14 protein-coding genes are annotated in these 12510 nt (G+C 56.3%); 7 read left to right on the top strand and 7 right to left on the bottom strand.

Features of this window, described 5'->3' with window-relative positions:
- Positions 1 to 63 precede the first annotated feature (63 nt).
- Positions 64 to 195 carry a peptidase gene (locus G6Q29_RS21830; protein ID WP_341857558.1) on the bottom strand — a complete coding sequence of 44 codons (132 nt, stop codon included), beginning with the start codon at positions 193 to 195 and terminating at the stop codon, positions 64 to 66.
- Between G6Q29_RS21830 and nlpD the strand changes: the two genes are divergently transcribed.
- Both nlpD and rpoS read left to right on the top strand, forming a co-directional pair.
- On the top strand, positions 137 to 1210 hold the full coding sequence (gene nlpD / locus G6Q29_RS14385; RefSeq protein WP_347564189.1) for a murein hydrolase activator NlpD: 1074 nt from the start codon (positions 137 to 139) through the stop codon (positions 1208 to 1210). The genes G6Q29_RS21830 and nlpD overlap by 59 nt on opposite strands.
- A 59-nt stretch (positions 1211 to 1269) precedes the next feature.
- Positions 1270 to 2262 (top strand): RNA polymerase sigma factor RpoS, encoded by a 993-nt coding sequence (gene rpoS, locus G6Q29_RS14380; protein WP_013098493.1) that lies wholly within the window; start codon positions 1270 to 1272, stop codon positions 2260 to 2262.
- Positions 2263 to 2312: 50 nt separating this feature from the next.
- Here the strand turns inward: rpoS and G6Q29_RS14375 are convergent, their stop codons facing one another.
- Both G6Q29_RS14375 and G6Q29_RS14370 read right to left on the bottom strand, forming a co-directional pair.
- Positions 2313 to 2690, bottom strand: coding sequence for a DUF4440 domain-containing protein (locus G6Q29_RS14375; protein WP_165466156.1), 378 nt, complete (start codon positions 2688 to 2690; stop codon positions 2313 to 2315).
- Positions 2687 to 3889 (bottom strand): MFS transporter, encoded by a 1203-nt coding sequence (locus G6Q29_RS14370; RefSeq protein ID WP_165466155.1) that lies wholly within the window; start codon positions 3887 to 3889, stop codon positions 2687 to 2689. The genes G6Q29_RS14375 and G6Q29_RS14370 overlap by 4 nt, the downstream gene beginning before the upstream one ends.
- 109 nt (positions 3890 to 3998) lie before the next feature.
- Between G6Q29_RS14370 and G6Q29_RS14365 the strand changes: the two genes are divergently transcribed.
- Positions 3999 to 4886 (top strand): LysR family transcriptional regulator, encoded by an 888-nt coding sequence (locus G6Q29_RS14365; protein ID WP_165466154.1) that lies wholly within the window; start codon positions 3999 to 4001, stop codon positions 4884 to 4886.
- On the opposite strand, the gene G6Q29_RS14360 is transcribed toward G6Q29_RS14365, so the two are convergent.
- The gene (locus tag G6Q29_RS14360; protein WP_165466153.1) at positions 4883 to 5290 is read right to left on the bottom strand and encodes a MarR family winged helix-turn-helix transcriptional regulator; all 408 of its coding nucleotides are present in this window, start codon (positions 5288 to 5290) and stop codon (positions 4883 to 4885) included. The genes G6Q29_RS14365 and G6Q29_RS14360 overlap by 4 nt on opposite strands.
- 173 nt (positions 5291 to 5463) lie before the next feature.
- On the opposite strand from G6Q29_RS14360, the gene G6Q29_RS14355 reads away from it, so the two are divergent.
- From G6Q29_RS14355 to G6Q29_RS14345, 3 genes are read left to right on the top strand one after another with little or no spacing between them, the layout of a single operon-like run.
- Positions 5464 to 6066, top strand: a complete 603-nt coding sequence (locus G6Q29_RS14355; protein ID WP_017692764.1) for a non-oxidative hydroxyarylic acid decarboxylases subunit B — start codon at positions 5464 to 5466, stop codon at positions 6064 to 6066.
- A complete protein-coding gene (locus G6Q29_RS14350; protein ID WP_165466152.1) occupies positions 6056 to 7483 on the top strand; it encodes a non-oxidative hydroxyarylic acid decarboxylases subunit C in 1428 nt (475 codons plus the stop codon). The genes G6Q29_RS14355 and G6Q29_RS14350 overlap by 11 nt, the downstream gene beginning before the upstream one ends.
- A 10-nt stretch (positions 7484 to 7493) precedes the next feature.
- Entirely contained in the window at positions 7494 to 7715 is a 222-nt protein-coding gene (locus G6Q29_RS14345; protein WP_063622359.1) for a non-oxidative hydroxyarylic acid decarboxylases subunit D, read from the top strand.
- Between the two features lie 140 nt (positions 7716 to 7855).
- On the opposite strand, the gene mutS is transcribed toward G6Q29_RS14345, so the two are convergent.
- Complete coding sequence (mutS, locus tag G6Q29_RS14340; protein ID WP_165466151.1) at positions 7856 to 10417, bottom strand: DNA mismatch repair protein MutS; 2562 nt, start codon at positions 10415 to 10417, stop codon at positions 7856 to 7858.
- A gap of 113 nt (positions 10418 to 10530) precedes the next feature.
- Positions 10531 to 10761: a SymE family type I addiction module toxin gene (locus tag G6Q29_RS14335; protein WP_003862120.1), complete on the bottom strand. Its 231-nt coding sequence runs from the start codon at positions 10759 to 10761 to the stop codon at positions 10531 to 10533.
- Between the two features lie 175 nt (positions 10762 to 10936).
- Between G6Q29_RS14335 and G6Q29_RS14330 the strand changes: the two genes are divergently transcribed.
- The gene (locus G6Q29_RS14330) at positions 10937 to 11281 is read left to right on the top strand and encodes a nitrous oxide-stimulated promoter family protein (RefSeq protein ID WP_207309801.1); all 345 of its coding nucleotides are present in this window, start codon (positions 10937 to 10939) and stop codon (positions 11279 to 11281) included.
- A gap of 5 nt (positions 11282 to 11286) precedes the next feature.
- On the opposite strand, the gene G6Q29_RS14325 is transcribed toward G6Q29_RS14330, so the two are convergent.
- Complete coding sequence (locus tag G6Q29_RS14325) at positions 11287 to 12507, bottom strand: MDR family MFS transporter (RefSeq protein ID WP_165466149.1); 1221 nt, start codon at positions 12505 to 12507, stop codon at positions 11287 to 11289.
- Positions 12508 to 12510: the final 3 nt, after the last annotated feature.

Genomic DNA, 12510 nt, shown 5'->3' with positions numbered 1-12510 from the left:
ATTCAGCGTATGGTGTGGCGCGATAGTTCGTGCCATCACGGTTATTTTTTAAGTCACTGGTAGTTAACACTTTCCTGGGGGATAAATGAGCGCGGGAAGCCCAAAATTCACCATCAGCCGTGTTGCGGCATTATCACTGGTTTCGCTCTGGCTGGCAGGCTGTACTAGTTCGAATAACGCGCCTGCACCCGTCAGTTCCGTTAATGGAACCAGCGGCTCGGGTAACACGTCCAGCGGAATGTTGATCACCCCTCCGCCTAAAATGGGCACCTCAGCGGCGCAGCAAACTCCGCAGATCCAGCCGGTCCAGCGTCCAGTTACGCAGCCTTCGCAGATTCAGCCAGTGGATCAGCCTGTTCAGACCGAAAATGGCCGCATAGTGTATAACCGTAAGTATGGGAACATTCCGAAAGGTAGCTATACCGGCGGCAGCACCTATACCGTGAAGCGCGGCGATACGCTGTTCTATATTGCCTGGATCACCGGGAACGATTTCCGCGATCTGGCACAGCGAAACAACGTCCAGGCCCCGTATGCTCTGGAAGTCGGGCAAACGCTTCAGGTTGGCAACGCGACGGGGACACCGCTTACGCCAGGCAACACCGTTTCAGCGGCCGACGTAACCGCGCAAAATAACAGCGTTACCCCTGCACAAAAAACCACCACGGTGGTTGCTTCACAACCTGTAATTACGTATTCTGAGGATTCAGGTGATCAGAGTGCTAACAAAATGTTGCCGAATAATAAAGGTACTGCGACTGTTGTCACAGCACCGACTACGGCACCTGTGGTTAGCTCTACTGTACCGACTGCAAGCAGTCAGAATGCCAGCTCGTCAATCACCACCTGGCGCTGGCCAACTGACGGCAAGATTATCGAGAACTTTGCCACCTCTGAGGGGGGTAACAAAGGGATCGATATCGCAGGCAGTAAAGGACAGGCAATCATCGCGACCGCAGACGGACGCGTTGTCTATGCCGGTAACGCACTGCGCGGTTACGGTAATCTTATTATCATCAAACATAATGATGATTACCTGAGTGCCTACGCCCATAACGACACTATGCTGGTCCGGGAACAACAAGAAGTTAAGGCGGGGCAAAAAATCGCTACCATGGGTAGCACCGGAACCAGTTCTACACGCTTGCATTTTGAAATTCGTTACAAGGGGAAATCCGTAAACCCGCTGCAATATTTACCGCAGCGATAAATTGACGGGGCATGCCAGCCAGGGTGTCTCGTCCAGGGATCACGGGTAGGAGCCACCTTATGAGTCAGAATACGCTGAAAGTTCATGATTTAAATGAAGACGCGGAATTTGATGAGAACGGAGCAGAGGCTTTTGACGAAAAAGCCTTAGTAGAAGAGGAACCCAGTGATAACGATTTGGCTGAAGAAGAGCTGTTATCGCAGGGTGCCACACAGCGTGTGCTGGACGCGACTCAGCTTTACCTTGGGGAGATTGGTTACTCCCCACTGCTAACGGCCGAAGAAGAAGTCTATTTTGCACGTCGTGCTTTGCGTGGTGATGTTGCCTCGCGTCGTCGCATGATCGAAAGTAACCTGCGACTGGTCGTGAAAATTGCCCGCCGTTACGGCAATCGTGGTCTGGCTCTGCTGGATCTGATTGAAGAGGGCAACTTAGGTCTCATCCGCGCAGTTGAGAAGTTTGACCCGGAACGCGGGTTCCGTTTCTCAACCTACGCGACCTGGTGGATTCGTCAGACCATCGAACGGGCTATTATGAACCAGACCCGTACGATTCGACTGCCGATCCACATCGTCAAAGAGTTGAATGTTTATCTGCGTACCGCGCGCGAGTTGTCCCATAAACTGGACCACGAGCCAAGTGCGGAAGAGATTGCAGAGCAACTCGACAAACCGGTTGATGACGTAAGCCGTATGCTGCGTCTCAACGAGCGCATTACCTCGGTTGACACCCCGCTGGGTGGCGACTCCGAAAAAGCGCTGCTGGACATCCTGGCCGATGAAAAAGACAACGGCCCGGAAGACACCACGCAGGACGATGACATGAAACAGAGCATCGTCAAATGGCTGTTCGAACTGAACGCCAAACAGCGTGAAGTGCTGGCACGTCGTTTCGGTTTACTGGGGTATGAAGCTGCGACACTGGAAGATGTCGGCCGTGAGATTGGCCTGACCCGTGAACGTGTTCGTCAGATTCAGGTTGAAGGGCTACGCCGCCTGCGTGAAATCCTGCAAGGGCAAGGTCTGAATATCGAAGCGCTGTTCCGCGAGTAAGCAACCATTCGTCAGAAAAGGCCCGTCGTGAGACGGGCCTTTTTTATGCCTTACGGCTGCGCCGTTTCGTGCAGCAAACGCCAGGTGATGTTATCCCCTTCCTGATTAAGCACCGCGGTTGACCAGCGCACGTTGACGGGCTGGCCTGGCCGGGTTTGCGTCTCCCGGTAATGAAGCACCGCGCCGTTGTCCCATGTCTGGAGCGTCGTTAACGCATCAATGCCGATCCTGAGCCCGGGTCGGGTTCCCCGCTGCGCATATAAAAATTGGACAAGCGCGTGATGATCTAAAGGGTTGCCACTCGGTGGTACCATCAGAAAATCCGGACGGAAACGGGCGAGAAGGGCGTCTCGATCGCCTTCGCCTGCACCTAACCAGTTTTCAAGGGCGACGTGGATGTCGAGGATCTCGTGTTCGAAAGGCGTCATGGTTGCTCCTGTTGCAGTTGCGTAAGCAACTGGGTGTTGTTAATACGGTAGACGTACAGTACGGGCAGTAGCGTGATGACTGCGGCAAAAATAAACATCCCGTGCCAGGCAGCCAGTGGCGCGAGATAAGCCTGCATGACGCTCAGCACCTGCGTCAGCAGCAAGGCGCCCACGAAAAAGCTCAACTGACGATTCAGATTCCACAGCGCACTGGCATCAGGCATATCTTGCGGTCGCATCGTCAAAAACGCGCTGCTCTGAGCCGTACTGCTGCAAAGGCTTCCCCCCGCACCCATCAATGCAAACGCAACGGCAGGTAACAGCATTGCCGGGCCGACGTTAATTAAAAGCAGAATGCCCGTCGCCTGCAAAAGACAACCGACGATCGCCAGCGGCCGGGGGCCGATACGGTTGAAATAGCGTCCTGTCGCGGTGATAGCCAAAAACGATGCCACAGACCACGGCAGCATAAGCGTACCCGTTGCTGCGGGCGTCATGTTTACCTCGCTCTGGAGGTAATACATGCCCGTTACGTTCACGCCAATAAAGATGCCGGGTACGCACAAATAGATAAGCATGGATAAGCGTAACAGCGGGTCCGTCAGCAAAGACAGGTTGACTATTCTGGTGGTGTTTATTGGTGACGCTTCTGTTTTAAGCCACGCGCAGGCCAAAGCAAAGGTGACAATGGCGACGGGCAGGGTGGCAAAAAATATCCAGCGCCAGCTGAATGTCTGAACCAGCATACCGCCCACAGCAGGTGAGCAGGCGGGGGCAAGCAGTGCGACCAGCATCACCGCCGAGGAGAGTCTGGCCCGCTCGTGAGGCTTAAACTGTTGCCAGGTCAGCGCCTGACCAACCGGGATCAGTAGCCCTCCTCCGGCGCCCTGTACGACTCGCCAGGCAATCAGACTTTCCAGCGAAGATGAGAGAGCCGCCGCAACGGAGGCCGCGCTAAAGAGAAGCAGTGAGAGCAGGATAACGCGCTTCGGCCCGACGCGGCGCGTCAGGATACTGCTGAAAGGGATGATTAACGTCAGCCCGGCAATATATCCGTTACTTACCCAGGCAAGCGCGGAAGGTGTGGTATCGAAAGCGCGAGCCATCGCCGGAAAGGCGACGCTGGCAATAAACATGTTTATCAAATCAAGGAAAAAGCCGAGCAGAAAGACGACGGCGATTTTGCTGCGATACGTCATGGTAGTTCCTCCGGTGAGGTGGCGTATCGTATCGGCCCGCACGTTACGGATAAACGCGACAAAGCGCGATATACTGTCAACATTCTTTTGACAGTCAACCAGGCAAGCGATGCTTAATTTACAGCGAACGGCGATGTTTATCGCCGTAGCGGACACCGGCAGTTTCACCGCCGCGGCGGAGGCGATGGGGCTCACAAAAGCGGTGGTCAGTTTTCATATTCGCCAGCTTGAAGAGGAGCTGGGCGTCACCCTGTTGCTGCGAACCACCCGTCGCCTGACGCTGACCGAGGCGGGGAAGCTCTTTCATCAACGAAGCGTGATGCTGTTACGGGACGCAGCGCGATTGCAGGATGACGTTCGCGCCAACCACGCCGGGCTGACGGGAGAGCTGCGGATCACCACCACGCCCGAGTATGGCTCGCAGGTAGTGGTGCCTTTGCTGGCTGAATTTAGTCAGCTGCACCCGGATCTTCGCGTGCGGCATGTCTCGTCCTCTTTACATGCCGATCTTATCGCGGAGCGCTTCGATGTCGCTATCCGGTTGGGCACGCTTGCAGATTCACGCTACCACGCCGCCTTGATGACCACCTTCACGATCCTGCCCGTGGCAACGCCAGGCTGGCTGGCAAATCATCCGGTTGACTCGCTGGAGCAGCTGGCGGAAGCGGACTGGATCATTCACGAGCGTTTAACGTCGCCGCTGCGCTGGCAGGTGAAAGGCGTTGAGCGTCATCCGGTTTCCTTTGAGATCAAGAAAGCGCCGCGCCTGTATGCGGATAGCGCCCAGGCGCTAATGGCTTTCGCCCTTGCCGGATGTGGGGTGGCGCTGCTGCCGGAGTGGCTGGTGCGAAACGCACTGGATGCAGGGGAGCTGGTCTCGCTTTTACCGACCTACACGTTTGCACAGCAGGGCATCTATGCCGTTTATCCCGATGCCCGGCATGTGCCCGCAAAAGTGCGAACATTTATTGATTTTATGCGCGCCAGGGTTAATTAATCTCGCATCATCTTTTTGATGAGCGCCGAAAATTGCTCTCGTTCCGCGCCGTTAAGGCGCCCCAAAAACGCTTCATCCACCTCATTTCCAATCGGTTTACTGCTCTTAAGCAGGGCCTCACCTTCGGCCGTCAGAAAGACAAACCGACGGCGCTTGTCCGCCGGATCGTGCTCGCGCCTGACCAGGCCGCGTGCTTCCATGCGGCTCAGCATTTCTGCCAGCGTCGCTTTGGTGCTCACCGCGACTTCAGTCAGGGCAACCTGCTCAATGCCAGGATTTTCAGCAATTGACCGCATCACCGCATATTGTGGCTTGGTCAGTCCTGGCAAAGCGTGCTGCCATTGGGCGGTATGCTGTTGAAAAAGCTGACGTAGCAAGTGGAAAGCTTCTTGTCTTAACTCCATGAACACTCCGACGAAAAAATACTCCCTCTATGATAGCCGCTCTCGGGCTGAATTTTAACGCGAGAGTTTTTTAGCGATTAGTGTGATCGTATGCGAACGATCTTGTCAGCAGCAGAATCAAGGCGTAGTTTAATTAATATGTTCGTATACGAACAAACTAATTGAGGTGCTGAATGAGATTGATTGTGGGAATGACGGGCGCAACGGGTGCGCCATTAGGCGTGGCGTTGTTGCAGGCGCTGCGGGAAATGCCGGAGGTGGAAACGCATCTGGTGATGTCGAAGTGGGCAAAAACCACGATTGAGCTGGAAACGCCCTTCACTGCGCATGACGTTGCTGCCCTGGCGGATGTCGTCCATAGCCCGGCCGATCAGGCTGCCACCATCTCCTCCGGCTCGTTTCGCACCGATGGCATGATCGTCATCCCGTGCAGCATGAAAACGCTGGCGGGTATCCGCGCGGGCTACGCCGAAGGGCTGGTAGGGCGTGCCGCAGACGTGGTGCTGAAAGAGGGACGCAAGCTGGTGCTGGTTCCCCGTGAGACGCCGCTCAGTACCATCCATCTCGAGAACATGCTTGCCCTTTCCCGCATGGGCGTGGCGATGGTGCCGCCTATGCCTGCGTACTACAACCACCCGCAAACCGCCGATGACATTACCCATCATATCGTGACCCGCGTTCTCGACCAGTTCGGTCTGGAGCATAAAAAAGCCCGACGCTGGGAAGGTTTGCAGGCAGCGAAACATTTTTCACAGGAGAATAAAGATGGCATTTGATGATTTGAGAAGCTTCTTGCAGGCGCTCGATGAGCAAGGGCAGCTGCTGAAAATTGAGGAAGAGGTAAACGCTGAGCCGGATTTAGCGGCGGCCGCCAACGCTACCGGGCGCATTGGCGATGGCGCGCCTGCGCTGTGGTTCGATAATATTCGCGGTTTCACCGATGCCCGTGTGGTGATGAACACTATCGGCTCGTGGCAAAACCACGCTATTTCGATGGGGCTGCCGGCGAATACCCCGGTGAAAAAACAGATCGACGAGTTTATTCGTCGCTGGGACAAATTTCCCGTCGCGCCAGAGCGTCGTGCAAACCCGGCCTGGGCGCAGAACACGGTGGACGGGGAAGACATTAACCTGTTCGACATTCTGCCGCTGTTCCGCCTGAACGACGGTGACGGGGGCTTTTATCTCGATAAAGCATGCGTTGTCTCCCGCGATCCGCTCGACCCCGCTCACTTCGGCAAGCAGAACGTCGGGATCTATCGTATGGAAGTGAAGGGCAAGCGTAAGCTCGGCCTGCAACCGGTGCCGATGCACGATATTGCGTTGCATCTGCATAAGGCAGAAGAGCGCGGCAAAGACCTGCCAATTGCCATTACGCTGGGTAACGATCCGATCATCACCCTGATGGGCGCCACGCCGCTGAAATACGATCAATCCGAGTATGAGATGGCCGGTGCGCTACGTGAAAGCCCGTATCCGATTGCGACGGCTCCGCTGACCGGTTTCGATGTGCCGTGGGGGTCGGAAGTGATCCTCGAAGGGGTGATTGAAGGCCGGAAACGTGAAATTGAAGGGCCGTTCGGCGAGTTTACCGGGCACTACTCCGGCGGGCGCAACATGACGGTTGTGCGTATCGACAAAGTTTCTTACCGCACTAAACCGATTTTCGAATCTCTCTACCTGGGCATGCCGTGGACCGAGATTGATTATCTGATGGGGCCCGCCACCTGCGTACCGCTCTATCAGCAGCTGAAGGCGGAATTCCCGGAAGTGCAGGCGGTAAACGCCATGTACACCCACGGTCTGCTGGCGATTATCTCCACTAAAAAGCGTTACGGCGGTTTTGCCCGTGCGGTCGGGCTCCGCGCCATGACCACGCCACACGGTCTGGGTTACGTGAAGATGGTGATTATGGTGGATGAAGATGTCGATCCGTTTAACCTGCCGCAGGTGATGTGGGCGCTGTCATCAAAGGTCAATCCGGCAGGCGATCTGGTGCAGCTACCGAATATGTCTGTGCTCGAGCTTGACCCTGGCTCCAGCCCGGCGGGGATCACTGACAAGCTGATCATTGATGCCACCACCCCTGTTGCCCCGGACAACCGTGGTCACTACAGCCAGCCGGTACAGGATCTCCCTGAAACCAAAGCCTGGGCCGAAAAACTGACCGCGATGCTGGCGGCACGTCAATAAGGAGGAAAAAATGATTTGTCCACGTTGTGCCGATGAACATATTGAAGTGATGGCAACATCACCGGTGAAAGGTGTCTGGACGGTATACCAGTGTCAGCACTGTCTGTATACCTGGCGCGATACCGAACCGCTGCGCCGAATCAGCCGCGAGCATTATCCGGAAGCGTTCCGCATGACGCAGAAGGATATTGATGAGGCGCCGCAGGTGCCGACGATCCCGCCGCTGCTGTAAAAAAAGCCCGGTGGCGGCTGCGCTTACCGGGCGATAATATTGTGCGGTCCTTTGCCCGGTGGCGCTACGCTTACCGGGCCTACGGGTTTTGTAGGCCGGGTAAGGCGAAGCCGTCACCCGGCAAAAAAGACCGCAGAGAACTAAACCAGACTCTTCAACCGATAAATCCACTCCAGCGCCTGTCGCGGCGTCAGGGAATCCGGGTCGAGATTTTCCAGCGCTTCCATGGCCGGAGAGGTCTCTTCCGGAACCGCCAGCAGCGACATCTGCGTACCATCTATCTGCGTGGCTGCCGCATTCGGTGACAAACTTTCCAGCTCACGCAATTTCTGACGCGCGCGCTTAATCACCTCTTTCGGCACGCCCGCCAGCGCGGCAACGGCCAGGCCATAACTCTTGCTTGCCGCGCCGTCCTGCACCGTGTGCATAAAGGCGATGGTGTCGCCGTGCTCAAGCGCATCAAGGTGGACGTTAGCCACGCCTTCCATTTTCTCTGGAAGCTGTGTCAGTTCGAAATAGTGAGTTGCGAACAGCGTCAGCGCCTTGATTTTATTCGCCAGGCTTTCCGCACACGCCCAGGCCAGCGACAGACCATCGTAGGTTGATGTTCCGCGCCCGACTTCGTCCATCAACACCAGACTGTTCTCTGTCGCGTTATGCAGAATGTTGGCGGTTTCGGTCATCTCGACCATAAAGGTAGAGCGACCGCTCGCCAGATCGTCCGCCGCACCCACACGGGTGAAGATACGGTCGATGGGGCCAATCTCGACCTTCTGCGCCGGAACGTAGCTGCCGATGTAGGCGAGCAGCGCGATAAGGGCTGTCTGGCGCATATAGGTACTTTTACCGCCCATATTGGGGCCGGTAATGATCAGCATTCTTCGCTGCGGTGACAGGTTTAACGGGTTGGCAATAAAGGGCTCGTTCAGCACCTGCTCAACCACCGGATGGCGGCCTTCGGTAATGCGAATGCCGGGTTTGTCAGTAAAGGCTGGACAGGTGTAGTTCAGCGTATCGGCGCGCTCGGCCAGGTTTACCAGGACATCCAGCTCGGCCAGCGCAGCGGCGCTCAGTTGCAGATCGGCCAGGTGCGGCATCAGGATGTCGAACAGCTCGTCATACAGCTGTTTCTCCAGCGCCAGCGCTTTACCTTTCGACGTGAGCACTTTGTCTTCGTACTCTTTCAGCTCGGGAATAATGTAGCGCTCGGCATTTTTCAGCGTCTGGCGGCGAACGTAGTGAATAGGTGCCAGGTGGCTCTGCCCACGGCTGATCTGGATATAGTACCCGTGTACCGCGTTGTAGCCGACTTTCAGGGTGTCGAGCCCCAGACGTTCACGCTCGCGGATTTCCAGCTTATCCAGATAATCCGTCGCGCCATCGGCCAGCGCACGCCATTCGTCCAGCTCTTCGTTGTAACCCGGCGCAATGACCCCGCCATCTCGCACAAGAACAGGCGGCGCATCAATGATGGCGCGTTCCAGCAGTTCGCGAAGCTCGGTAAATTCCCCCATGGTTTCGCGCAGTTTCTGTACCGGCGCGCTGTCGATCTCTCCCAGCTGAGCGCGCAGTTCCGGCAACTGCTGGAAAGCGTGACGCATACGGGCGAGATCGCGTGGACGCGCGGTACGCAGTGCCAGGCGCGCAAGGATACGCTCAAGGTCACCCACCTGACGCAGCACCGGCTGTAATTCGGTGTAACGATCCTGTAAGGCAGCAATGGTTTGCTGGCGGCCGATTAGCGTGTCGGTATTGCGGATCGGCATATGCAACCAGCGTTTGAGCATACGGCTGCCCATGGGAGTAACCGTGCTGTCGAGAACCGACGCCAGCGTGTTTTCAATCCCGCCAGCGAGGTTCTGAGTGATCTCCAGATTGCGGCGCGTGGCGGCATCCATGATGATGCTGTCCTGCTGACGCTCCATGGTAATTGAACGGATATGCGGCAGGGCGGTACGCTGCGTATCCTTAACGTACTGCAAGAGACAGCCTGCGGCACACAGCCCGCGCGGTGCATTTTCCACACCAAAGCCAATCAAATCGCGCGTGCCAAATTGCAGGTTAAGCTGCTGGCGCGCGGTATCAATTTCGAACTCCCAGAGTGGACGGCGACGCAGGCCGCGGCGACCTTCAATCAGCGCCATCTCGGCGAAATCCTCTGCATAGAGCAGTTCTGCGGGATTGGTTCTCTGTAGCTCAGCCGCCATGGTTTCACGGTCAGCCGGTTCGCTCAGGCGAAAACGACCGGAGCTAATATCCAGCGTGGCGTAGCCAAACCCTTTACCGTCCTGCCAGATCGCCGCCAGCAGGTTATCCTGACGCTCCTGAAGCAGAGCCTCATCGCTGATGGTTCCCGGCGTCACGATGCGCACGACCTTGCGCTCAACGGGGCCTTTCGACGTGGCCGGGTCGCCAATTTGTTCGCAGATAGCGACAGATTCGCCCTGGTTCACCAGCTTCGCCAGATAGTTTTCAACCGCGTGATGCGGGATACCCGCCATCGGAATGGGCTCGCCTGCCGACGCGCCACGTTTCGTCAGTGAAATGTCGAGCAGCTGAGACGCACGTTTCGCATCGTCATAAAAAAGCTCGTAAAAATCGCCCATACGGTAAAACAGGAGAATTTCCGGATGCTGTGCCTTCAGCTTCAGGTACTGCTGCATCATCGGCGTATGTGCGTCGAAATTGTCGATTGTGCTCATGGAGTTATGATATCCATTTCTTTGAAAATATTACGCTTTGAGCGGCTCAATGGCCGATTGTTCCTTCTATTGTCGCATGAAAAAAAGGTGCGGCGCAGAAAAAAGTCACGACTTTACGAGGCATCTTCCGCCATGAGTTCAATGATGATTTTCCCGTGTTCGACGCCTACCCGAACCTGCGAGTTGGTGGTAAATCCCGCTTGTTCAAGCCAGTCGCCTTTAAGGCTCAGCGCTGCGTGTACGCTGTACCGTTTTGGTATTTTCGTTTTACGGTCTTCATGACGTTTTCTGAAGTAACCCACTTTCAAGTGACGATAGGGTTTGGCGATCGCGATTTCTTGCATAAGCGCTCCGGTGAATGCGGTCAAAGGTGGTTATTTATGCCTGTATAAAATACCAGTAAAGCGCGGCGGGGGGCGGGGTAATTCTGGAAGGACGCTTCAGAAAACGGAATGCAATGACTGAAAATGTGCAGATAAAAGGGTATTATAAATGCACTTTATTGTTGAGGGCGGCGTTATGTCCGGTAAACGTATTTCACGAGAAAAAAAGACGATCGCCAGAATGATCGCCCTGTACGAAAACAGGTGTCCGCAAGCCATAAAAGAAGAGGGGCACTATGCGGCGCTCAAGGCTTATGCCGATAAGCGGCTGGATAAATGCGTGTTTGGTGAGGAAAAACCTGCCTGCAAACAGTGCCCGGTGCACTGTTATCAGCCCGCCCGACGGGAAGAGATGAAGCAGGTGATGCGCTGGGCGGGTCCACGTATGTTATGGCGTCATCCGATTCTGACCATCCGTCATCTGATCGACGATCGCCGTCCGGTTCCGCAATTACCGGAAAAGTATCGGCCCAAAAAATAATCGACTCAGCGCCGCAGAGGGCGACAAATCACGCTCAGGGCGACGGCGCTGCACAGCGGAAACACTGCCAGCAACAGCCAGGGGTAAATGGCTTGCGTTGCGGGCACCAGCGCCTTGTCCAGCAGGCCGCCTAACGCTAAATTCCCCGCCAGGACAGCAACGCCGCCAGCGGTTGAAAGCGCGCCATAGTGCGCCCCTAGCGTCGACTCCTCGGCAAAAAGTGGGATCAAATCTTTTGCCGACGGTACCAGCAGCATCTGTCCGAGCGTTAAAAGCGTAACAAGGCTTGCTGACGGCAGCAGGCGCAGCCAGCCTTCCGGCGGCTCTGTCGCGGCAAAGAGCGCCACGCTGGCAAACGCGGCGGAGAGCAGCAAAAAACCTACCGGTAAAATCCTCACCGCGCCAACTTTTCGGGCGAAGCGGGCGAGGGGCAATTGCAGTATGATGATCAGCACCGAGGCCAGCATAAACAGCGGTCCCAGATCTTTTTCATTCCCCCCGGCGCGCTGGATCTCCACCGGCAGCGCCAGATAAAGCTGGTTATAGCTTAACAGCCAGGAGCTGTAGGCAATGATAAAGGCGACGAAACGCGGCTGACGAAAGGTCGTCCACCAGGGCAGAATTTTCAGCGGCTTCGTGCTGTGATGCGCCGCGGGCAGGCAGAAAAAGAGCACCACCAGCGCAACGATAAATATACCTGCACCAGCAAGCGCAACCTGGCGGAAACCCAGACCCGTCAGCAGGGCACCCATCACCGGGCCAAGCACGGCGCCGAGTTCACCGCACACCGCAAACAGCGCAAACCACTCGGCGCGGCTGCGTTTACCCTTCGCCTCGCTTTGCGTTCCCGCTTTGGCCAGCAGGGCTTCTATCGACGGCGAGAACAGCGCGCCGCCGACGCCCGTCAGACAGGCCCCCAGAATGATGGGCCACAGAGACTGGCCGAAGGCCAGCAGCAGATAACCCGCCACACGGACAATGCAGCCGCTGAGGATCACGCTCTTCGCACCATACCGGTCTGAAAGCGCGCCGCCGACAATAAACATCCCCTGCTGGGAAAAGGTGCGCAGCCCCAGCACCAGCCCAATCAGTCCACCGGAGAGCAGCATATCGTCACGTAGAAAGATCGCCAGGAAGGGAACGACCGCGTAAAAGCCGATATTAAACACAAACTGGCTGCCCAGCAGAACGGGCGGCCAGAGGGTGGCGGCAGTGCGAAGAGGCATCTT

Source organism: Enterobacter cloacae, from assembly GCF_011078175.1.
Classification (GTDB): Bacteria; Pseudomonadota; Gammaproteobacteria; order Enterobacterales; family Enterobacteriaceae; genus Enterobacter; species Enterobacter cloacae_Q.
This window is presented reverse-complemented; position numbering and strand designations above follow the sequence as displayed.

Coding starts and splice junctions, on each gene's coding strand:
- rpoS (WP_013098493.1), top strand. CDS start 1,270: ATGAGTCAGAATACGCTGAAAGTTCATGATTTAAATGAAGACGCGGAA.
- G6Q29_RS14375 (WP_165466156.1), bottom strand. CDS start 2,690: ATGACGCCTTTCGAACACGAGATCCTCGACATCCACGTCGCCCTTGAA.
- G6Q29_RS14370 (WP_165466155.1), bottom strand. CDS start 3,889: ATGACGTATCGCAGCAAAATCGCCGTCGTCTTTCTGCTCGGCTTTTTC.
- G6Q29_RS14365 (WP_165466154.1), top strand. CDS start 3,999: ATGCTTAATTTACAGCGAACGGCGATGTTTATCGCCGTAGCGGACACC.
- G6Q29_RS14360 (WP_165466153.1), bottom strand. CDS start 5,290: ATGGAGTTAAGACAAGAAGCTTTCCACTTGCTACGTCAGCTTTTTCAA.
- G6Q29_RS14355 (WP_017692764.1), top strand. CDS start 5,464: ATGAGATTGATTGTGGGAATGACGGGCGCAACGGGTGCGCCATTAGGC.
- G6Q29_RS14350 (WP_165466152.1), top strand. CDS start 6,056: ATGGCATTTGATGATTTGAGAAGCTTCTTGCAGGCGCTCGATGAGCAA.
- G6Q29_RS14345 (WP_063622359.1), top strand. CDS start 7,494: ATGATTTGTCCACGTTGTGCCGATGAACATATTGAAGTGATGGCAACA.
- mutS (WP_165466151.1), bottom strand. CDS start 10,417: ATGAGCACAATCGACAATTTCGACGCACATACGCCGATGATGCAGCAG.
- G6Q29_RS14335 (WP_003862120.1), bottom strand. CDS start 10,761: ATGCAAGAAATCGCGATCGCCAAACCCTATCGTCACTTGAAAGTGGGT.
- G6Q29_RS14330 (WP_207309801.1), top strand. CDS start 10,937: ATGTCCGGTAAACGTATTTCACGAGAAAAAAAGACGATCGCCAGAATG.
- G6Q29_RS14325 (WP_165466149.1), bottom strand. CDS start 12,507: ATGCCTCTTCGCACTGCCGCCACCCTCTGGCCGCCCGTTCTGCTGGGC.